Below are 20,562 nucleotides of genomic sequence, written 5' to 3'. Positions count from 1 at the left end.
TCAGTCGGTCGCGGTCGCGGCCCGCGCGGCGGCGGCCCAGCGTTCCGTCACACCGAGCAGGTCGCGGGACCAGGCGGCCAGGATGCGGCGGCCCTCCTCGGCGGTGGCGCCGGCCGGGTCGCCCAGGATGCCGTTGCCGCTGACCGCGCGTACCCCCGACGCGCGCAGCCGCGGCAGGAGTTCGGACAGCGGCCGCACGTCACCGGGTTCCGCGAGAGGCGTGCGCACGGTCTCCGGGCGCAGCGCCAGCATGACCGAGGTCTCGGTGCGGCCGGCGTGACTGTCGGTGGGCGAGCCGGTCGGCGACCACGGCAGGACGCGCCGTCCCTCCCGGCGCAGCCGGGCCACCGCGCGGGCGAGCGGCACCGCGTTGCCGCCGTGGCCGGATACGAACACCACCCCGGCGAACGCGTCGGCCGAACGCCCGAGTTCGACCAGGACCGATTCGACGGCCTGCCGGCCGATGGACAACGTGCCGGTGAAGCCGGCGTGCTCGCCGCTGGACCCGTAGGACACCGCCGGAGCCAGCAGCACGTCGTCGCGCTCCCGGGCCAGGGTGTCGGCCAGCGCGGTGGCGATGTCGGTGTCCACCGTCAACGGCAGGTGCGGGCCGTGCTGTTCGGTCGAGCCGACGGGCACCGCCAGCAGGCTGGTCGCGGCCACGGCCGCGACTTCCGGCGAGCTCAACGCGTCCAGCCGGTGGGACCGCCTCACTCCGGCTGTCCGCCCGCGTGGTCGCCGGGCGCCGGCTCCGTGCGCACACCGTCGCGGCCGGGCCAGTCGGACAGGTCCGGCAGGAGGGGGGCGACGGTGCGGTGCCGCAGGGCGCCCCACCACACGCCGGAGCCGTAGGCCAGGTCGTCGAGCGCGCGCAGCGCCGTCCAGCGCAACGGATCGATGGGCGGGCGGCGCTGCTGCCACTCCCGCACATGGCAGGCGTACGCCGCGGCCAGCAGCAGGCGGCCGCGGCGGGTGGCCGCCAGCGCGGGCACCGCCACCGGCCACCAGGAACGCGTGACCGCGTCGGCCAGCAGCCGTCCGGCGCCGAGATGGCCGTAGAGCGCCAGCCGCAGCGACTCGGCCGCGGGCACCCCGACGGCGTTCAGCTTGCGCGGCAGCAGGGCGGCGGTCACCCCCGCCACCGCCAGCCCGGTCAGCGGCCGGCCCGCGGCCGGTCCCGCCCAGGCCGCGGCGCTCCACACCGACACCTTCAGCGGGGCGACCGCCCGGCCGTGGCGCAGGGCGAGCGGCGCCGCCGACGTGCCGTAGTCGAACCGCTGGCGGGCCCACGCCCGCCACCGGGAGCGCGGCGTGTGCACGACGGTGGAGGCGGGCTCGTAACGCACCTGGAAACCGGCGGACGCCAGCCGCCACACCAGGTCCACGTCCTCGCCGAAGCGCATCCCCTCGTCGAAGCCGCCGCTCTCCCGCAGGGCCGAGGCGCGCACGACGAGGGCCGCGGAGGGCACGTAGGAGACGCGGCCGCCCGGCTGCACCGGTGCCGCCGCGCCACCGAGGTCGAGCGAGGAACGCACCTGTTCGTAGCGGGCGAGCAGCGACGTTCCGGTGGCGCTGAGCACGCGCGGTGCCACCGCTACGACGTCGGGGTTCTCGAAATGCCGCAGCAGCGGGTCCAGCCAGTGCGCGTCCGGGACGACGTCGGCGTCCAGGAACGCGACGAGTTCGGTGCCGGCCAGCCGCCAGCCGGTGTTGCGGGCCGCCGCCGGGCCCCGGGAGGTGTGGTGGCGCACGGCGGCGTCCGGCAGCGGCCGCCGCGACCCGTCGTCGACGACCACCACCCGCGCGGAGTCCCGCACCGCCGGCAGCAGCCGGGCGAGCGCCTCGGCGTGGTCGCGCACCGGCACCACCACCGTGACGTCCCGACCGGTGAGCCGGGCCGTCTCGTACACGGGATGCAGGATCCCCGCCCGGACCAGCCGGTCCGCGAGCCGCCGGTGCGCGTCCCGCGCGGCCACGGGCTTTCCCGCCAGCCACTCGTCGACCAGCCGGGCGCCGGTCGCCGACAGCCGCAGCACCCGGTAGGGCGAGCCGCCGAGCAGCAGCCGCCCGCCGTTCAGGCGCCGCAGACCCGGGTCGGCGGTCATGCGCAAGGGCGTCGTCACGTTCCACCTCTTCTCCCCGTCCGCGCCGGGCACGGACGGACTCTGCCGAACCGTCACACGGTGAGACCACCGTCGGCGTGCACGACCGTGCCGGTCACCGCGGACGACTCCGCGCGGCACAGCCAGCACACCGCGGCGGCCACCTCGTCGGGCAGCAGCAGACGGTCCACGAGCTGGTGCCGGGAGAAGTCCTCCACGTCCGGCAGGTCGTAGAGCGCGGCGCTGGCGTCCAGCATGGCCGTACGGGTCGAACCCGGTGACACGGCGGTCGCCGTGACCCCGGTGCCCCGCAGATCGCACGCCAGCCCCCGGACCAGTCCGACCACGGCGTGCTTGGCGGCGCCGTACCCGGCCAGGTGCCACATCCCGCGATGGGCCGCGGCCGACGCCAGAGCGACGAACCTGCCCGAGCGCGGCGGGGGCCTGCGCAGCAGCGCGGGCACGGCGGCCCGGGCCAGGTTGGCGACGCCCCGCACGCCGATGCCGAACAGTGCCTCCCAGTCGTCGTCCCCGGTCTCCCACAGGGGCTGCCCGCCGGCCATCACCGCCGCGGCGGCCACCGCCGCGTCCACCCCGCCGAACTCGCGCTCGGCCAGCATGACCGCCTCGCCCAGTGCCCCGGTGTCCCGCACGTCGGCCACCACGTCCACCACGGCGTCCGGCCACTCGGCGGCGAGCGCGGCCAACTCCTCCCGGGTGCCCAGGGGATAGGCCACGCCGGGCAGGTCCGCGCAGACGTCGACGGCGACGACCCGCCAGCCTTCCCGCGCCAGCCGCCGGACCACCGCCGCCCCGATCCCGCGTGCCGCCCCGGTCACCACCGCGACCCGGGCGCTCACCGGTCCTGCTCCAGGTAGCCGTGGGCGCGCAGGAACCCGAGCAACTCCTCGACCGCGTGGGCCGGTTCGGCGGCGGCCACCACCCGGGGCGGGGTACGCGGCACGAACGTGCCGGTCAGCGCCAGCATCCGGTCCCGCGCGGTGTCGCCCGAGGGTCCGGGCAGCACCTTCGGCCGCGGCCGGTAGGGCCGTACCGCGACGGTGCGCACGGCGTCCGGCGACGCCGGCGGGGCCACCGTCACGACGGGTATCCCGGCCCGGCTCGCGGCGAGTACGGCGGGCAGCGGCGCCCGCCGCGGCCGGACGCAGTCGGCCCGGACCGAACACACCGCGGGCAGCGGGATGCGCAGCCGTTCGCAGCGCCCCGCGTCCAGCCCGCGCACGGCGTCAAGCGCATCCCGCGCCGCCCGCAGTTCCAGCAGCCCCAGTGCCTGGGCCGCGCCGAGCCGGGCCGCGAGGAACGCCGGGGTGGCGCCGGTGCCGTGGCCGGCCGGTTCGTCTCCGCACACCACCACGTCCGGCGGACCGTGCCGCTCCAGCAGCGCCCGGTGCAGGGTGCGCGCCGTCGCCGCGCCGTCGTGGTCGGGGCCCTCGACGCGCAGCACCTCGTGCGCGCCCGCCGCGAGCGCCTCGCGCAGCATGCCGTCGGCCCCGGCACCCGCGACGGTGACCGCCACGCACCGCCCGCCCAGCGCGTCCGCCAGCCGCAGCGCGTGCTCCAGCGCGGCCGGTCCCGCGTCGCTCGCCCGGCCGGTCCCGCGGTCCTCCCGCACGGCGCCGGTGAGCGGGTCCACCGGCACCCCGGGGTCGCCGTGCCGTATCGCGGCGGCCACCAGCACGTCGCTCATCCCTGCTGGAAGACGACGCCGTGGCCGCCGTCGGGGTAGGTCCAGGTGATGGCGCCCTCGGCGTCGCACACCTGGTAGCAGGTGCCGCACTCGAAGCACTGCTCGTAGTTGAAGAGGATGCCGCCGTCCGAGGTCGGCACGAACAGCTTCGCCGGACAGGCGTGCACGCACACCTGGTGGGGGCAGGAGCGGCACACGGCCGCGTCCACGCTGATGTGGGCGCGCTCCGAGAGCCGGAAGTCCACCGTGGACATCCGGCTCTCGAAGGCGATGTCGCGGTACTCGGCGTTCATCCGAACGACCTCCAACCCGTCACTGCGTCGGACAGAAGATGGCGCAGCCGCACCCCGTGCCGGGACGCGGTACTGCGCAGCAGGCGCCCCAGGCCCGGCTTGGGCCGGGGGTTGTCGACCCGGAAGAACTCCTCGGCGAGGTCGCACAGCAGGGCGGGGTAGCGCTGCTGCACCCGGTCGGAGAAGACCAGGCCGGGGACCCGGCGCAGCCGGCGGTGGTCGGCGAGGACGAAGGACTCCTCCAGCATGCGCCGGTAGCCGGTCAGCCCCGCCCGGGAGGTGTCGTCGCGGGCCAGCGCCTCGGCGGCCGCCCGGCCCGCGTACATGCCCGCGCCGATGGCGAAGTTGACGCCCTCCAGCCACACGCCGGCCGCCAGGCACATCGCCGCGGCGTCCCCGGCGACCAGGATCCCGTCCCCGGCGAGTTCGGGCATGGTGTCGTAGCCGCCCTCCGGAAGGAGGTGCGCGGTGTACTCCTTCAGCTCCGCCCCGCGCACCAGCGGCGCGATCGACGGGTGGGCCCGGAGGTCGGCGAGCAGTTCCTCCGGCCGCACCCCCGAGTCCGCCAGGCCCTTCAGGCCGACGACGACGCCGAGACTGAGGGAGTCGAGATTGGTGTAGAGGAAGCCGCCGCCCGGGATGCCGCGGGTGCAGCCGAGGATCTCCATGTCCAGGCCGTCGCGGCCGCGCAGGGCGAACCGCTCCTCGATCACCTCGCGGGGCAGCGCCAGGGTCTCCTTGACCCCGAGCGAGTTGTGCCCGGCGGCGTCCCGGCCGGTGAACAGTCCCGCCTCCTTGGCCAGGAAGGAGTTCACCCCGTCGCAGGCGATGACGACGCCCGCGGTGAGATCGCCGTCCGGGCGGTCCGTACGCACGCCGCGCACCGTTCCGTCCGGGTCCCGCAGCAGACCGGTGGCGACCGTGGACAGCACCAGCACGGCACCGGCCTCCTCGGCCAGCCCGGCCAGCCAGCCGTCCAGGTCGGCCCGGAAGGCGGTGGCCCCGTTGTACGGCGGCCCGCCCCAGGCCTCGGCGCGCACATCCACGGTGACCGCCTGCCGGTCGGTCATGATCATGGTGGAGCGGCGGGTGATCCAGCGCTGGGCCGGCAGCTGCTCCCACCACTGGGGTACGAGTTCGTCCAGCACCCGGCCGTAGACGACGCCGCCGTAGACGTTCTTCGATCCGGGATGCGGGCCGCGCTCCACCAGCGCCACCGACAGACCGGCGCGCGCCGCGGTCAGGGCGGCCGCGGAGCCCGCCGGGCCGGCCCCCACGACGACCACGTCGAACATGCGTTCACTCATGGGGTGCCTCCAGGCGCCGGACGAGCTCGGCCAGTACGGCCGGGGCGTCGGCCACGATGCCCAGGTCGGCCATCGCGGTCATCGGGCAGTGCGGGTCCGTGTTCACGCTGACCACGTGGCGCGGGCTGCCCAGGCCGCCGACGTGCTGCGCGGCCCCGGAGACGCCGAAGGCCAGATACAGGTCCGGGTCCACGACCACACCGGTGGTGCCGATCTGCCGGTCGTGCGGCAGCAGGCCCTGGTCGGTCACCGCGCGGGTCGCGCCGACCGAAGCGCCCAGGGCCCGTCCCGCCCGGGCCAGCAGTCCGACGGCCGCGCCGCCGCCCAGTCCGGCCCCCGCCCCCAGCACCCGGGACGCCTGAGGCAGCGGGGTGCCGCCGGGACCGGGCGCGACGGTCCCCAGGGTCTCCGTGCCGCCGGGCGCGTCCGGCCACCCGGCCTCGACCCGGTGTGTCACCGGTTCGCCGCGTGCCGGTTCGGCACCGCGCACACCGGGCAGCAGCGTCGCCACGAAGGGCCCGGCGGCCGCCAGCTCGACCAGCTGCCGGCCCCCGTGCCGGAGCACTTCGGCGCCCTGCCCGGACACCGCGACGGCCCCGGCGAGCAGGGGCCGGTCCAGCGCCACCGCCAGCCGGGGCGCGAGGTCCCGGCCGTCCGGGGAGGCGGGCAGCAGCACGGTGTGCACGCGTGCCAGCAGCGGGGCGAGCGCCTCGGCCAGCACACCGGCGTCCGGCAGCGGCGCCTCCATCGTCCACGCGGTCCGGGCGCTGCCCAGCCGGGCGCGGGCCGCTTCGGTACCGTCCCCCACCAGCAGCGCCGCCGCACCGGCCTCCGCCGCGGACTCGTCCGCCCCCGGCGGGAGTCCGCCACCGCGGACCGGCACGACCGCGACCGCGTCCAGCGCGGGCAGTGCCGCGCTCACAGCGCCGCCGCCACTCGGTGGCCCTCGACGACCGCGGCGTCCGCGCGGCGCGGTGCCAGGCAGTCGCCCACCCGGTGCACCTCGAAGGGGGCGTCCCGCAGCGCCTTCCACAGGTCGTCCTCCGGTGTCTGGTGCACGGCGCACACCACCCAGTCGGCGCGCACGCGGGACATCTGCCCGGTCGTGTGGGTCAGCACCTCGACGCTCACCCCGTCGCCGTCCTCCTCGCCCGCGGCGGACAGGACCACGCGGTCCGTGGCGAACTCGATGCCCTTGGCGTCCGCCCGTGCGCAGAACGTCTCCATGTCCAGGGTGATGCCGAGGTCCTGGCCGACCACCATGCCGGGCGTGCAGATGCGCACCCGGCAGCCCCGGTCGGCCAGCAGCTCCGCCACCGACGTGGCCTGGTGGAAGCCGAGTTCGTCCACCACCAGCACGTCGCCGAAGGGTGCCGCCCGGTCCTCCACCACGTCCCGCACGTCCACGACGCGTGCCAGCCCGCCCGCCCAGTGCGGCGCTTGGGGGCGGGCGCCGGTCGCCAGCACCACCGCGTCCGGCCGCTCGGCCCGCAGCATCTCCTCCGTCGCCTCCACGCCGGTCCTGATCTCGACGCCCAGGCGGCGGCACTCGGTCAGCAGATTGCGGGTCAGGTCCAGGAACTCGGCCCGCCCCGGCACGACGGCCGCGGACGCCACCTGCCCGCCCGTCGCCCCCGCGCGTTCGTACAGCGTGACCCGGTGCCCGAGCCGCGCCGCCGTCGCGGCGGACTGCAGCCCGCCCGGACCGCCGCCGACCACCAGGACCCGCCGGGTGCCCGCCCGCGGCACCGGCAGGTCGACGGCCTCGTGACCGGCCCGCGGGTTCTCTATGCAGCCGAGCCGGTGGTTCAGGCCCATCCGGCCTACGCACTCCTGGTTGCAGGACAGACAGGTGCGGATCTCGGCGGTGTGCCCGGCCCGTGCCTTGGCGAGGAAGTCGGGGTCGGCGATCTGCCCGCGCACCACGCCCACCAGGTCGCAGTGCCCCTCCTCCAGCGCCCGTTCGGCCTGGACCGGGTCCTTGATGCGGCCGACCCCGATCACCGGGAGCCGCACGGCACGGCGGATCGCGTTGGACACGAACAGCGCGTACCCGGGGCGTACCGCCATTGAGGCCTCGATCATGTACAGCGTCGACGTGGCCACGCCGATGGAGGTGTTGATGTAGTCGACCTTCCCGGTCGCCTCCACCATGCGGGCCACCTCGACGGCCTCCTCGATGGTCGTGCCGCCGTCGATCAGCTCGTCCCCGCACAGCCGTACGCCCAGCGCCCGGTCCGGGCCGATGGCCTCCCGGACCGCGTCGACGATCTCCAGGAGCAGCCGGGCCCGGTTCGCCAGCGCACCGCCGTACGCGTCCGTGCGCAGGTTCGTCGCGGGGGAGAGGAAGCCGCGCACCACGGAGGAGTGCGAGCACTGCAGCTCCACACCGTCGAAGCCGCCCTGGACGGTGTGCCCGGCGACCGTCGCGTAGCCGTCGGTGATCTCGGCGATCTCGGCGAGGTCGACCGCCTTGGGCACCTCCCGGAACAGCGGGTCCGGCACCGGCGAGGGAGCCCACACCGGCCGGCGCGAGTACATCCCCGAGGCCTGGCCGCCGTTGTGGTTGAGCTGGGCCAGCACCGGGACGCCGTGCGCGTGCACCGCGTCGGTGATGCGCCGGTAGCCCGGTACGACCGCCGGACGGAAGCCGTGGATGAGCTTCTCGTAGGGCCAGTCGGTGACGTGGGTCGAGTGCTCCTCGGTGATCACCAGCCCGGCCCCGCCCGCCGCCCGCGCGCCGTAGTACGCGGCATGCCGCTCACTGGGCAGCCCGTCCTGTGCGAAGTTCGTCAGATGGGCCGAGAAGACCACGCGGTTGGCCAGCGTCAGCGGGCCGACCCGCAGGGGGGAGAAGAGGTGCCGGTACGTCATGGCCTTCGCTCACCGTCGGGTTTGGCGCCGGCGGCCAGGTCGAGAGCCGCCCGCCGGCCTTCCAGGACCGCCTCGTACAGCGTCCGGGGCGCCACGCAGTCGCCCGCCCGCAGCGTGCCGGGACGGGCCAGGAACAGGGTCTCGTCGGGGAGCCGGTGGCCGCAGTGGACGACGGACGCACAGCCGAGCGTGCGCAGCCGGCCGGTCATCACGTCCTCGACGACCAGCTCACCGGCGCGCGCCACCCGTGGCACGCTGCGCTTCACCAGCTCCACCCCGGCCCGCTGCAGCCGGGTGTTGGCGTCCGCCAGGTCACCGGTCAGGGCCAGCTGGGTGCCCACCACCTGGTCCTGCGTGACGATGGCGGTCTCGTAGCCGCGGCCGGCGAGCAGCTCGCAGACGCCCGCGCCCACCGCGTCGCCCACCGGATCCACCACGACCACGGGGCCGGGGTGCGGCAGGGTCCGCTCCGGCCCCAGGGCGAGCAGGTCGGCCGCCTCGACCACCGCGGCGTCCTGCACCTCGTAGCCGCGCGGACCGGGGAGCGAGCCGGTGGCCAGCAGGACGGCACGACCGGCCGCCTCGGCGGCGTCCAAGTCCCGGAGGGTGACCTCCCGGCCGGTCCTCACCGTTACCCGCAGTCGCCGCAGCTCCGCCTCCCACCAGTCGGCGAGCCCGCCGAGCGCCGACCGGCCGCCCACGGCGGCGGCCGTGCGCAGGGTGCCGCCCAGCGCCGGGCCGCGTTCGACGACCTCCACCCGGTGCCCGCGGCCCGCCAGAACCCGGGCCGCCTCCAGACCGGCCGGGCCGCCGCCGACCACCAGCACGTCGAGCGTGCCCTCGTCCGCGCCGTCGAGGCGGGGATCCTCGGTCTCGTGGCCGCTGCGCGGCTCACCGACACAGCTCACCACCGGGTTGCGGCCGTCGCGCACCCGGCACCGCTGGTTGCAGAGCACGCACGGCCGGATCCGCTCGCCCCGCCCGGCCCGCCACAGCGAGACGAGACCGGGGTCGGCGATCTGCGCCCGTGTCATCTCCACCAGGTCCGCGACGCCCTCGTCGAGCGCGCGCTGCGCCTCGGCCGGGTCCACCACGGAGCCCTGCAGCACCACCGGGACCGCACCGGCCACCGCCTCGCGGACGGAACGGCACAGGCCGGTGTTGAACCCGGGCGCCGTGTTCAGGTCCGGTCGGGTCGCGGCGAGGTTCATCGCGGACCCGCGCACGACCACCAGGTAGTCGATCCGCCCGGCGACGTCCTTCGCGATGTCCGCGGCCTGCTCGGGCGTGATGCCCGCCCAGGGGGCCAGCTCGTCGCAGGACAGCCGCAGACCCAGGATCCGGTCCGGGCCGAGGGCTTCGCGTGCCGCGTCGAGCACCGAGCGCAGCAGCAGGGCCCGGTCCTGCCCGTAAGCGTCGTCCCGCAGGTTGGTCAGCCCGGACAGGAACTGCCGCACCAGGCTGAACTGGCCGGCGTCCACCTCGACTCCGTCCAGACCGGCCTTTGCGGCGGCGCGCGCGGCGTCCGCGAAGCCCGCCACCAGCCGCTCCAGCTGCGGGCGCTCCATCTCCATGGGCATCTCGCGGGTGACCACGTCCGCGACCCGGGACGGCGCCCACAGGGCGGACCGGGCGTAGGCGGACGACCCCTGGGACCCGCTGTGTCCCAGCCCGGCGACCACCAGCGAGCCGTGCGGGCGGCAGGCGGCGCCGACGGCCCGCCAGCCCTCGGCGCAGTCGGCCGCCAGGGGCGCCCGCTCGTACGGCCAGTCCGAGTCGTCGACACTGGCGGTCTCGGTGACGATCAGACCCGCTCCGCCGGCCGCGCGGCGCTCGTAGTAGGCCACGTGCCGGGAGGAGAACGCCCGGCCGGTCCCGAGATTGGTCTCGTGGGGCCCGAACACGACCCGGCTGGGCGCGGTACGGCCGGCCAGGACGACGGGCAGGCAGAGGGTCACGAAACGCCGCTGGTGCGTCGCGGCGACCGGAAACCGGCGAGCGGGTCGGGATCGCAGGCCAGGTCCGGCGGCGCGCCCCCCGGGGCGGGCGGGCCCCAGCCGATGGCCACCGGCACCGGGCCGGCCGAGGTCGCCGGGCGGGCCGCGGTCGCCGGGCGGGTCCGGTGCGAGTGATCCGCACCGGGGCGCGGCACCGACCCGGCGGCCACCAGTTCCAGCGCCCGCTCCCCGTGCCCGCGCACGCACTCCGGGTCGGGCCCGTCCAGCGGCAGGCCGGTGAAGAACTTGGCCGCCATGCAGCCTCCCCGGCACGCGTCGTACGCCGAGCACGCCGAGCACGCTCCGGCGCCCTGCGGCTCGCGCAGCGCGGCGAACAGGGGCGAACCGCGCCACACCTCGGTGAAGCCGCCGGGGGAGCGGACGTTGCCCGCCAGGAACTCCTCGTGGATGGCGAACGGGCAGGCGTAGACGTCGCCGATGGGGTCGATCAGACACACCACCCGGCCCGCGCCGCACAGGTTGAGTCCCGGCAGGGGTGCCTCTCCCAGCGCGTTGAGGTGGAAGAACGAGTCTCCCGTCAGCACGCCCTCGCCGTGCTCCACGAGCCAGTCGTAGAGCACCCGCTGCTGGTCGGCGCCGAGGTGCAGGCTGTCCCACACGTCGGCGCCGCGTCCCGAGGGGCGCAGCCGGGTCAGCCGCAGTTGCGCCCCGAACTCCTCGGCGAGCGAGGCGAACTCGTCGAGCTGGCCGACGTTCTGCCGCGTCATCACGACACTGATCTTGAAGTCGGCGAAGCCCGCGTCCGCCAGTCTCCGCATGGCCGTCGTGGCGGTGGCGTACGAACCCGGCCCGCGCACCGCGTCGTTCACCTCGGCGGTGGCCCCGTCCAGGGAGATCTGCACGTCCACGTAGTCGCTCGCGGCGAGCCGGCGGGCCCGGTCCGGCGTGATCCGGACGCCGTTGGTGGAGAACTTCACCCCCACCTGATGGTCGGTCGCGTAGTCGACGAGCTCCCAGAAGTCCGGCCGGACCGTCGGCTCGCCGCCGCCGATGTTCACGTAGAACACCTGCATGCGCTGCAGCTCGTCGATGACCGCGCGGCACTGGGCGGTGTCCAGCTCCCGGGGGTCGCGGCGGCCCGAGGAGGACAGACAGTGCACGCACGACAGGTTGCACGCGTACGTCAGTTCCCAGGTCAGGCAGATCGGGGCGTCCAGCCCTCGCGACATGTGGTCGACGAGCTTCAAGCGGTCTCTCCCGTCACGTCTGGCTCCCCCGGGGCGTCCGGTCGCGGACTCAGCGGGGTTCGATGGTCCCTGCGGTGGCGAGCCCGGCCAGGGCCCGGAGGTACGCCGCCCGCCGTTCCGGCCGGACCCCCGCCCCGTCCACCGCCGACCGCACGTCGTCGTGCAGTTCCAACGTGCTGACGATCCGCAGGAGTTCGGGCGACTTCAGGAACGAGAGCTGCCGGGTGCCGAAGTGGTACACCAGAGCGCCGAAGGGCTCGGGGCGCAGGGCGACCTGGGGGGAACAGCGGTAGGGCCGGTCGGGGTCGAACACGGCTGCTCCTCTCCGCGGCGCATTCGTCAGTAGACGCCGCACATGCCGTCGATGGAGATCTCCTCGACCAGAATGTCCTCTTCGACCTCTGCCTCCGGATCGTCGGAAGCGGGCTCTTGGCGGTACTCGGTCTCGGACACGACAACTCCTCCGTCGGAGAGCGGCAAAGTGGTCTGAGCTGCGGACAAACCTAACTCCGGGGTGCGGGCACCAGAAGGCGCGCGGACCCCTATCCTCACGGCTGCCGCCGGGTTAGGGGTCCGCGCGCCGGGTCCCGGGCCCTCACGCCTCCCTGCGCTGCCGCCTGATCGGCTCCCCCACCCGGTGCAGATGCGTCAGTGCCTCCCGGTAGGACTGGATCAGCCCCGTCTCGTGGTAGGACACGCCGATCTCGGCGCAGTAGTCGCGCACGATGACCTGGGCCCGCTTCAGGTGCGGAGTGGGCATGCTCGGGAACAGGTGGTGCTCGATCTGGTAGTTCAGCCCGCCGAGCAGCACGTCGACCACGGGGCCGCCCCGCACGTTGCGCGAGGTCAGCACCTGGCGCCGCAGGAAGTCCGGCCGGTCCTCACCGGTGAGGGTCGGCATGCCCTTGTGGTTCGGGGCGAAGGCGCAGCCGAGGTAGACGCCGAACAGGCACTGGTTCACCAGGACGAACGCCACCGCCTTGCCCGGGGAGAGCAGCAGGAAGAGGGCCGTCAGGAACACCGCGATGTGCGTGAACAGCAGCGCCCCCTCCAGCACCCGGCGCTTCGTCGACGGTGCGCGCAGTGCCCGGATGCTCGACACGTGCAGGTTGAAGCCCTCCAGCGTCAGCAGCGGGAAGAACAGCAGCGCCTGGTGGCCGCCGAGGAAGCGGGCCAGTCCCCGGCTGGAGCGGGCCTGGTCGGTCGACCACACGAGGATGTCCGGGGCGACGTCGGGGTCGAGCTCCTCGTGGTTGGGATTGGCGTGATGGCGGGTGTGCTTGTTCATCCACCAGCCGTAGCTCATTCCGATCCCGAGGTTGCCGAACAGCCGGCCCCAGGTCTCGCTCGGCCCGCGCCGGCTGAAGACCTGCCGGTGCGCCAGGTCGTGTGCCACGAGCGCCATCTGACCGAAGACCACGGCCAGGCAGGCGGCCACCGCCAGCTGCCACCAGGTGTCGCCGAGCACGACGACGGCCACGGCACACCCGGCCAGCAGCGCGGTCACCAGGCCCAGGCGCACGGTGTAGTAGCCGGGCCGCCGGGCCAGCAGACCGGCCTCGGCGATGCGTTGGGACAGCCGGGCGAAGTCACTGCCGGTACCGGAGCCGGACGTACGGGGCCGGGCCGCGGGGGCGGCGGTGTCGGTCAGGGCGTCAGTCGGGAACGTCATGCAGGGAGTCTCGGGAACGGGACGGCGTGGGGATAGTGGGCCGGGCCCCGCCGAAGGGGTGGGGGCAACCCCACGCGCCCATGGGGGGCTGACGCCACCCCTATGCGTTTCACCTGCGGCTTTCGGGCGAGGACGGGTGCGGTGCGCGGGCCCGGCAACCCGCCCGGGCGCAGCGGAAGTTAGGGGGGCGCACAGGCCTTTGCGCCCGGGGCGCCCCACGTCGTACTGGGTAGGTTCGTCAACGGCCCACTGTCCACGCCCGGTGGCCCCCGAGATGCGGCGACGTTGGAGAATTCTGTGCGCGTAGTGCTTGCCGAGGACCTCTTCCTGTTGCGTGACGGACTGATGCGCATGCTGGAGGCCTATGAGTTCGAGGTGGTCGCGGCGGTGGACAACGGCCCCGCCCTCACCGGCGCCCTGGACGACCCGCGCCTGGACGTGGCGATCGTCGACGTACGGCTGCCGCCCTCGCAGACCGACGAGGGCCTGCGGTGCGCGCTGGCCGCCCGCCGCAAGCGCCCCGGACTGCCCGTGCTGGTGCTCTCCCAGCACGTCGAGCAGCTGTACGCGCGGGAGCTGCTCGCCGACGGCAGCGGGGGAGTCGGCTATCTGCTCAAGGACCGGGTCCTCGACGCGGACCAGTTCATCGACGCGGTCCGCCGGGTCGCGGGGGGCGGCACGGCCATGGACCCGCAGGTCATCTCGCAACTGGTGGCCCGGCACTCCACGGCCGACCAGCCGATGGGCCGGCTGACCGCACGCGAGCTGGAGGTGCTGGAGCTGATGGCACAGGGCCGGTCCAACGCGGCCATCGCCGCACAGCTCGTGCGCACCGAACGCGCGATCTCCAAGCACACGGCGAACATCTTCACCAAGCTCGGCCTGACCCAGTCCGACGACGACAACCGCAGGGTCCTCGCCGTCCTCGCCTACCTCGACCGGCAATGAGGGGGCGCCGCAAACAGGGGTCGGTCGGGGTGTCGGGTCCGTCGCCGTCCGTCCTAGCCTGGCGCAATGTCCCGCGACCTGCGCGTACGGTACGGCCCTCAGGAGTCCAGGCAGCGACGGCTGGACGCGGTACGGAGCTGCGCGCACGTCGCGCTGGCCCGGGCCGCGGCCCCGTCCATGCCCTCTCCCTCCCCGACTGCGGTGCCCGCTCCGGCCGGCCGGCCCGACGCGCCGCGCATCGTGCCCACGGCCGTGCCGTGGGACGAGCTGGTGGACAGCGCCCAGGCGAGCGTGCGGCAGACCTGGCTGCCGATGGTGGGCCGCCTGATCGGCCTCGACGACAGTGCGGTACGGGCGCTGTCCGCCGACGACTCCTGGCCCGGGCCCCCGGTGCGGGGACCGGCGCGGACACCCGCCGCGGCGGCGTCCGTACGACCGTGACGGACGGCCCCGAGCACAGGCCCGGCCGTACCCCCTACACACAGCGCGGAGCCGTCTCCCCGCTCACACGATTGGTGAAGGTGCGATGTACGAATTCCCGGCGAACGGCCCGGTCACCGCGTCCGTACGCATTCCCGGCGGCAAGTGCGTGGTGAAGGCGACCGCGGGGCCGGGCGTCTCGGCCGAGGTGCAGCCGGCGGCGTCCTGGCGTTCCGGGGACCGCAAGGCCGCCGAGGCGACCACGGTGGACTTCCACGGCGGCGTACTCACCGTGCGCACCGGCGAGCAGGGCGACCGGCCCAAGGGACGGATCCGGGTGGACGTCCTGGTGCCCGCGGGATCGGCCCTGGAGATCACCTCCGACTCGGCCGACCTCGAAACCCACGGGCAGCTGTCCTGGCTCACCGTCGACACCGGCTCCGGGCAGACCAAGGCCGAGTACGTCGCCGGTGACGTGCGGCTCGACGTGAACTCCGGCGACAGCGAACTGGGCACCGTCGGCGGAGCGCTGACCTTCGCGGCCCGCTCCGGCGACCTGCGCGTGCAGCACGTCGGCGGACCGGTCAGCGGCAAGTCGTCCAGCGGCGACATGCGCCTGGGCACGGCCGAGGGCGGGCTGCGCGTCGGGACGAACTCCGGGGACGTGCGCGTCGCCACCGTCGGCGGCGGGGCCGTCCACGTCACCACCTCCTCCGGTGACGTGACCATCGGCGTCGACCGGGCCTTCGGCGTCCGGCCGGTCCTGCGGACCAACAGCGGGGACCGGCGCGGTGAGCTCGCCGACGGCGCCCCCTCGACGGGAGCCGGGGAGATCGCCCTGGAGATCACCACGACCAGCGGGGACATCACCCTGCGCCGGGCCTGACCCGCGCCCCGCCGGGGCGCGGGACGTCAGAGCGGCCGGCCGGCGCCGAGGGCGGCGTGGGCGCGCAGCTCGTGGGGCCGCCGGTGCGAGGGGACGACCCGAAGGGCGGTGAACGGTCCCGCGACCCCGACCAGGTGCGGGACCGGCCGCACGACCAGCCGGTCGCCGGGGCCGACGAGGCCGTCGAGCACCGCCTCGGCCAGCAGGTGGTGCAGGTGCACCAGGGCTTGCGCGAGGGTCAGCCCGGCCGTGGCCAGGTGCAGCTCGCGCAGCACCGGGACCCGGCCGTCGGCGGTCCCGTCGGCGGGCAGCCGAACGGCCGTGCCGGAGACGTTCGGCAGTACCGCGCCGACGGGGAACAGCTTGAGCAGGCGGCGCAGCGAGGTGCTCTCCTCGGCGGGCGCCGGACCGAGCCAGGCGGCCGAGCCGTCGTCCGCGACGTGGTCGAAGCGGAACCGCTCGCGCAGATTGGCCGGATTGCCGGCCAGGAAGACGGTGCGCGTGAAGTCGTGCCGCCAGGCCGCCGCGGCCCCGCCCGCGATGCGGTGGGCGAACACGCAGGTCTCCCTGATCCAGGCGGACAGGTCGAACTCCCGCAGTACGCAGACCGCCAGTACCTTGGGCTCCGCGCTCTGCGCCGTCACCTCCCGGCCCGCCGCCAGCAGACCCTCGTCCGTCATCAGATCGATCCGCGCGGCCAGCTCCGGGCGTACCTCGCGGATGCGCCGGGCGTTCTCGGCACGCAGCAACTGCTGAGAGATGATCACAGGTAGACCGCTTCCAGGAGGTCCCGGGCGGGAGCGGGGCGGTGCCTGGCCAGCAGGCTGGAGGTCAGGCGGTAGGGGTTGACGTACAGGTGGTCCTTGCGGTGCCGGGCCAGCACGTCCGCCACCGGCGCCGGGTCCGGCACCGGGCCGGCCGACAGCAGCCGGGCGGCCCGGGCCAGGCTCTGGCGCAGTACCTCCCGGCGGAACGACTGCTGCTGGCCCGCGCCGAGCACCGCGATGAAGTACAGGCGCAGGCCCAGCCGCAGCACCGCGTCCTCGTACTCTCCGCCCAGCTCGTCCAGCAGGGCACCGACGGTGTGTCCCGCCCAGCCGCCGTGCCGCGCGGACCGGATCCGGCCGTCGATCGGCACCCGGCCCAGCACGACGCGGCGCACGGAGACGCCGCTCGCCGCCAGGACCCGTTCCACCAGGTGGTAGTCGGCATCCAGCTCCCGGTCGTACAGCAGGACGACCTCGTCGAAGTGCCGGCCCAGGGGCAGCAGCTCCCGCATCATGCACGCCAGGTAGTTCGGGCGGCCGTCGGCGTCGACGATCTGGCGCAACGGCAGGCCGTGCCGGGTGGCGTCCAGGTACACCGGCCCGCCGCAGCCGCGCAGGTCGAGGCAGAACCCCAGGTCGTGCAGGCGCTCGAGCGACTCCTCGGCGCCCAGCGCCGGCGGCTGGTGGGCCGTCAGTCCGGGATCGTGCATGCCCAGGCGGGCGTAGTGGGCGGTCCACAGCTCCAGCACCCGGGCCGCTGCCGGATGCACCCAGCCGTCCGACTCGACCGCCTCGGCATAGGGCCGCAGCGCGGCGGCGTCCGCCTTCTGAGCCGCTGCCCGGTAATCGACGTACCGCTCACCGATCTGCTCCTCCGACAGCCCGGAGTAGTCGACGTCGCCGACCGTGCGGTCCAGGTACTCCCAGAATCCCAGGGTCTGTTCGGTGAGGTGGTAGGCGGTGGGGCTGTAGCGGTAGACCACGTCGGCGATCCCGCTGCTGGCGCGGTACATCACGTCCGTCCACAGCAGACCCTTGAGGTGGCTGGGGGTGAGCGGCTTGGACGGGGTGACGGTGATCGGCGCGAGCAGCACGCGCGGCCTGCCCGGCCCCCGCGCCCCGGCGCCGGCCGGTGCCTGCGGCGCGGTCGCGGTGGCGCTCATACCGGCTGCTTCCGCCCGTGGACGAAGAACACCCGCTGCACCCCCGGCACCGAACGCGGCGGCACCGGATCCGGCCAGCGGCCGTAGTCGGCGCCCGGGTCGCCGGGCTGCACGGCCGCCACCCGCAGGCCGTGGGCACCGAACAGCGCCTCCGGCTCGTCCGTACCGAACACCCAGGGGCAGCCCCAGTCGGCGAACACCTTCAGCAGCACCTGGACGTCGGGCAGCACCAGCGCGGCGTCGTTGACGAGGTCCGCGGCGATCCGGCTGCCCGGGGCCATCAGGGCCGCGACCCGCCCCAGCAGGCGGTGGGCGTCCCGCTCACCGACGTAGTAGAGCAGCCCCTCCAGCAGCCAGACGGACGGGCGGGCGGGATCGTATCCGGCCGCGAGGAGCTCCTCCTCCCACGCGGGGGAGGTGAGGTCGAGCGCCACCGCACGCCGGTCGGCCCGCGGCCGCGCCGACGCCAGCCGTTGCGCCTTGTGGGCCAGCACGGCGGGCCGGTCCAGCTCGAAGTACCGGGTTCCGGCCGGCCAGTCCATCCGGTAGGCCCGCGAGTCCATGCCGGCGGGCGCGAGGACGATCTGCGGGGCGTCGTCCTCGCGGGCCGCGCCGTGCAGCCACTCGTCCAGGAAGCGGGTCCGGATGGCGTTGTAGTCGGGCGTGCTCGGGGCGCTGCGCTCCTCGCCGGGCGGGAACGTCGCCTCGCGTATCCGCCGCAGCAGACCGAATCCGGTGTCCCCGGCCAGCAGGCCGGCGTAGGGGTCGTCGAACAGCCGGTCCTCGCGGCTCGTCTCCGCCGCGCGCAGCGCGGCCGTCAGCAGGGCCGTCCGCTCGACCGGGCTCAGAACGTCGGTCATCACTGTCCTCCCCGACCGGGCCGCGCGGCGCCGGTCAGCCTCTCCCACTGGGCCGGGTCCTGGCGGAAGAGCCGGTCCTTGACCTGCGTCGGCCGGATGCCGGTGGCGACGGCCGCGTGCCAGTCCCGCAAGAAGGCGTCCTCGTCCAGCAGACGCACGGTCACCGGGCCCAGCCGCCCCTCGGCGCGCGCCGCACGGTAGTCGCGCGACTCGCGGCCGATCGCGGTGTCCAGCAGCGCGGCGAAGCGGGCGGTCTCCGCGGACGACCACGCCCCGTACGACGCCAGCGCGAAGGTGTAGGACGGTCCGCCGCCCGCACCGTCGACGACGCGGCAGGCGGCGTTGCGCACATCCAGACCGGTGCCGTCGCTCGCCGCGGACAGCGCCCGCAGGACCTGGGCCTCGCGGAGACGCTCCCCGGCGACGCTCGACCGGGTGGCACGTCCGGCGTACGACACCCGGGGCACTCCCGCCACGCGGTCCACGACGTGCACCACGTCGCCCACCGCGTAGCGGTACAGCCCACCGATGTGGCTGAAGACGACGTGGTAGTCGCGCCCTTCCTCCAGCTCGTCCCAGGACAGGGTCGCGGCCTCGGGCGTCAGGTCCTCGTCGGCGTCCAGGAACTCGTACACCGAGGCGCCCACGGTGAGCGAACAGGCCGACTCGTGCCGGTCCAGGGCGACGCCCACGGGTCCTTCCGACGCGGCGACCGGCGCCGGCAACGTTGCCACCCCGGTGCCGAACTCCTCGCGCAGCCGCGGGAGGTACAGCGACGCCATGCCGGTGGTCCAGCAGAACAGGGCTCGCATCCGGGGCCAGACGTGGGCCGGCCGGACGGTGCCGAAGTGCTCGGCGAGCCGCTCCAGTTCGCGCGCCCGCGCGGCGTCGGGAGCCGTGTGCGGCACCCCGCCGAGGGTGCCGTCGTGGATTTCCCTGACCAGCCTCGGCCACCACAGGCGCAGTTGGTACGGCAGGGCGGCGACCATGGCCGGGTTGATCCCGATCACCAGGCGCACGTCGCTCGCCGCCGCCAGCCGCAGCCGCAGATAGGCCTTCTCCAGGTGGTCGCCGGGCTCGACGGGCACCGGAAGGACGCCCCAGGGCGCGCCCGTGCCGGGTTCGGCGGACAGCGGTTCGCCGAACCGGGCACCGAAGTCGACCTGGCTGGCACCCACGTGCGGCAGTCCGGAGGCGGTGGTGGGAGGAGCCGCCAGGGGGTCGTGCTTCAGGTTCAGGACGGCGTCGGGGCGGGCCAGCACATCGGGGTAGTGCTCGATCAGCGGCGCCCAGGCGGCGTAGTAGAAGGGGAAGAAGGTGCGCCGCATGAACGTCGGGGTGACCGGGATCTTCTTGTGCTTGCCCGTCGTCCCGCTGCTGGTGAAGTACACGGCGGGATCGTCGGCGCTCAGTACGCCGCTCTCGCCGGCCGCCATGCGTTCGATGTACTCCGAGAGCGCGGCGTAGTCGTTGATCGGGACGGCCTTGCGCAGGTCGGCAGGCTCGCGGATCGACGCGAACGCATGGGCACGCCCGTACTCGGTGTCCGCGTTGTGCCGCACCATCTCCCGCAGCACGTTCCGCTGCTGCTCCCGGGCGTCGGGCAGGACGGCCGAGATGCCCTCCCGCTCGTCGAAGACCCGCTGCCGGTAGCGGCGGACACGATCGCGGTCCGCCCATTCCTCAGACAGGTTCATGTGCGGTCAGCACCTCCCGGACTTCGCGTGCGACGGCGGACACCCGGTCCTGTTCACCGATGAACGAGACGGGCAGCGTGCGGACTTCCTCCCACATCACCCGGTGCAGATCGGCCTGGAAGCGTGCGAAGGAGGCACGGTCGGGCCGGGCGCCGTAGTGCTCGAGCGGATTGAGGTCGCGGCCCTCGCCGCAGCGGCGCCAGGCCGTCTCGGCCGACACCTCCAGGAAGATGACCTGCTGGGGCTGGGGGAAGGACCGCCACCAGTCGAACAGCGGGTGCTGGTCCAGGCCGGTGAGACGGCACTTGGCGAGGATCTTGTAGTAGTAGGAGTCCACCAGCACAGGTGTGTGGGCGGGGGCGCGGGCGATGCTGTCCCGCAGGTGCAGTACGGCCGCCTGCAGCATCGTCAGCATGAAGTCGGCCGAGTAGTCGCGGTGCAGGGCGGGCATCACGTCGCCCACCAGTCCGCGGCGCAGCCGGGTGATCAGTGAGTGTCCGGGGTCGAGCAGCTCGTCGTCGGCGGAGACGATCCGCACCTCGGGGACGAGGCGGGCGAGTTCCGCCAGGGCGGAGGACTTGCCCGCGTAGTCGGCGCCCAGCACAACGGAGAACGGTGGCCTCGGCCGGTCCGAAGGGGCCGCCGGATGCGGCGGATGCG

The 20,562-nt window shown here is 74.7% G+C and carries 21 protein-coding genes; 3 read left to right on the top strand and 18 right to left on the bottom strand.

The window, feature by feature from the left end:
* From mftE to ACH4D3_RS39705, 13 genes are all read right to left on the bottom strand, one after another.
* Positions 1-663, bottom strand: coding sequence for a mycofactocin biosynthesis peptidyl-dipeptidase MftE (gene mftE / locus ACH4D3_RS39765; protein WP_398332646.1), 663 nt, complete (start codon positions 661-663; stop codon positions 1-3).
* A 47-nt stretch (positions 664-710) separates the two neighbouring features.
* Positions 711-2,123, bottom strand: a complete 1,413-nt coding sequence (gene mftF / locus ACH4D3_RS39760) for a mycofactocin biosynthesis glycosyltransferase MftF (RefSeq protein ID WP_398332645.1) — start codon at positions 2,121-2,123, stop codon at positions 711-713.
* Between the two features lie 53 nt (positions 2,124-2,176).
* Positions 2,177-2,962 (bottom strand): mycofactocin-coupled SDR family oxidoreductase, encoded by a 786-nt coding sequence (locus tag ACH4D3_RS39755; protein ID WP_398332644.1) that lies wholly within the window; start codon positions 2,960-2,962, stop codon positions 2,177-2,179.
* On the bottom strand, positions 2,959-3,810 hold the full coding sequence (locus ACH4D3_RS39750; protein ID WP_398332643.1) for a mycofactocin-associated electron transfer flavoprotein beta subunit: 852 nt from the start codon (positions 3,808-3,810) through the stop codon (positions 2,959-2,961). The genes ACH4D3_RS39755 and ACH4D3_RS39750 overlap by 4 nt, the downstream gene beginning before the upstream one ends.
* Positions 3,807-4,103 carry a ferredoxin family protein gene (locus tag ACH4D3_RS39745; RefSeq protein WP_385973075.1) on the bottom strand — a complete coding sequence of 99 codons (297 nt, stop codon included), beginning with the start codon at positions 4,101-4,103 and terminating at the stop codon, positions 3,807-3,809. The genes ACH4D3_RS39750 and ACH4D3_RS39745 overlap by 4 nt, the downstream gene beginning before the upstream one ends.
* Positions 4,100-5,410: an FAD-dependent oxidoreductase gene (locus ACH4D3_RS39740; RefSeq protein ID WP_398332642.1), complete on the bottom strand. Its 1,311-nt coding sequence runs from the start codon at positions 5,408-5,410 to the stop codon at positions 4,100-4,102. Before ACH4D3_RS39740 ends, ACH4D3_RS39745 begins: the two co-directional genes overlap by 4 nt.
* On the bottom strand, positions 5,403-6,332 hold the full coding sequence (locus ACH4D3_RS39735) for a mycofactocin-associated electron transfer flavoprotein alpha subunit (RefSeq protein ID WP_398332641.1): 930 nt from the start codon (positions 6,330-6,332) through the stop codon (positions 5,403-5,405). The genes ACH4D3_RS39740 and ACH4D3_RS39735 overlap by 8 nt, the downstream gene beginning before the upstream one ends.
* A complete protein-coding gene (locus tag ACH4D3_RS39730; protein WP_398332640.1) occupies positions 6,329-8,284 on the bottom strand; it encodes a mycofactocin system FadH/OYE family oxidoreductase 2 in 1,956 nt (651 codons plus the stop codon). Before ACH4D3_RS39730 ends, ACH4D3_RS39735 begins: the two co-directional genes overlap by 4 nt.
* On the bottom strand, positions 8,281-10,242 hold the full coding sequence (locus ACH4D3_RS39725; RefSeq protein ID WP_398332639.1) for a mycofactocin system FadH/OYE family oxidoreductase 1: 1,962 nt from the start codon (positions 10,240-10,242) through the stop codon (positions 8,281-8,283). The genes ACH4D3_RS39730 and ACH4D3_RS39725 overlap by 4 nt, the downstream gene beginning before the upstream one ends.
* Complete coding sequence (gene mftC, locus ACH4D3_RS39720; RefSeq protein WP_398332638.1) at positions 10,239-11,489, bottom strand: mycofactocin radical SAM maturase; 1,251 nt, start codon at positions 11,487-11,489, stop codon at positions 10,239-10,241. The genes ACH4D3_RS39725 and mftC overlap by 4 nt, the downstream gene beginning before the upstream one ends.
* A gap of 49 nt (positions 11,490-11,538) precedes the next feature.
* A complete protein-coding gene (mftB, locus tag ACH4D3_RS39715) occupies positions 11,539-11,802 on the bottom strand; it encodes a mycofactocin biosynthesis chaperone MftB (protein WP_398332637.1) in 264 nt (87 codons plus the stop codon).
* A gap of 26 nt (positions 11,803-11,828) precedes the next feature.
* Positions 11,829-11,942, bottom strand: a complete 114-nt coding sequence (gene mftA / locus ACH4D3_RS39710) for a mycofactocin precursor MftA (RefSeq protein WP_385973095.1) — start codon at positions 11,940-11,942, stop codon at positions 11,829-11,831.
* Positions 11,943-12,084: 142 nt separating this feature from the next.
* Positions 12,085-13,161 carry a fatty acid desaturase family protein gene (locus tag ACH4D3_RS39705; RefSeq protein WP_398332636.1) on the bottom strand — a complete coding sequence of 359 codons (1,077 nt, stop codon included), beginning with the start codon at positions 13,159-13,161 and terminating at the stop codon, positions 12,085-12,087.
* 297 nt (positions 13,162-13,458) lie between these two features.
* Between ACH4D3_RS39705 and ACH4D3_RS39700 the strand changes: the two genes are divergently transcribed.
* The 3 genes from ACH4D3_RS39700 to ACH4D3_RS39690 all read left to right on the top strand — a co-directional run bounded on the left by ACH4D3_RS39700 (position 13,459) and on the right by ACH4D3_RS39690 (position 15,415).
* A complete protein-coding gene (locus tag ACH4D3_RS39700) occupies positions 13,459-14,109 on the top strand; it encodes a LuxR C-terminal-related transcriptional regulator (RefSeq protein ID WP_398332635.1) in 651 nt (216 codons plus the stop codon).
* A 66-nt stretch (positions 14,110-14,175) separates the two neighbouring features.
* Positions 14,176-14,550: a hypothetical protein gene (locus ACH4D3_RS39695; protein WP_398332634.1), complete on the top strand. Its 375-nt coding sequence runs from the start codon at positions 14,176-14,178 to the stop codon at positions 14,548-14,550.
* 85 nt (positions 14,551-14,635) lie between these two features.
* Positions 14,636-15,415, top strand: a complete 780-nt coding sequence (locus tag ACH4D3_RS39690) for a DUF4097 family beta strand repeat-containing protein (RefSeq protein WP_398332633.1) — start codon at positions 14,636-14,638, stop codon at positions 15,413-15,415.
* Between the two features lie 26 nt (positions 15,416-15,441).
* On the opposite strand, the gene ACH4D3_RS39685 is transcribed toward ACH4D3_RS39690, so the two are convergent.
* The 5 genes from ACH4D3_RS39685 to ACH4D3_RS39665 are packed head-to-tail and all read right to left on the bottom strand — an operon-like array spanning position 15,442 to position 20,506.
* Positions 15,442-16,182: a DUF6182 family protein gene (locus ACH4D3_RS39685; protein WP_398332632.1), complete on the bottom strand. Its 741-nt coding sequence runs from the start codon at positions 16,180-16,182 to the stop codon at positions 15,442-15,444.
* Entirely contained in the window at positions 16,179-17,345 is a 1,167-nt protein-coding gene (locus ACH4D3_RS39680) for a hypothetical protein (RefSeq protein ID WP_398332631.1), read from the bottom strand. The genes ACH4D3_RS39685 and ACH4D3_RS39680 overlap by 4 nt, the downstream gene beginning before the upstream one ends.
* On the bottom strand, positions 17,342-18,205 hold the full coding sequence (locus tag ACH4D3_RS39675) for a class I SAM-dependent methyltransferase (RefSeq protein ID WP_398332630.1): 864 nt from the start codon (positions 18,203-18,205) through the stop codon (positions 17,342-17,344). Before ACH4D3_RS39675 ends, ACH4D3_RS39680 begins: the two co-directional genes overlap by 4 nt.
* Entirely contained in the window at positions 18,205-19,902 is a 1,698-nt protein-coding gene (locus ACH4D3_RS39670; RefSeq protein WP_398332629.1) for a GH3 auxin-responsive promoter family protein, read from the bottom strand. Before ACH4D3_RS39670 ends, ACH4D3_RS39675 begins: the two co-directional genes overlap by 1 nt.
* Complete coding sequence (locus ACH4D3_RS39665) at positions 19,889-20,506, bottom strand: hypothetical protein (protein ID WP_398332628.1); 618 nt, start codon at positions 20,504-20,506, stop codon at positions 19,889-19,891. The genes ACH4D3_RS39670 and ACH4D3_RS39665 overlap by 14 nt, the downstream gene beginning before the upstream one ends.
* Between the last annotated feature and the right edge of the window lie 56 nt (positions 20,507-20,562).

This window comes from Streptomyces sp. NPDC018026, assembly GCF_044327745.1.
Lineage (GTDB): Bacteria > Actinomycetota > Actinomycetes > Streptomycetales > Streptomycetaceae > Streptomyces > Streptomyces rubrogriseus.
Note: the sequence above shows the minus strand (reverse complement) of the source record. Positions and strands in the feature narration are given on the sequence as shown.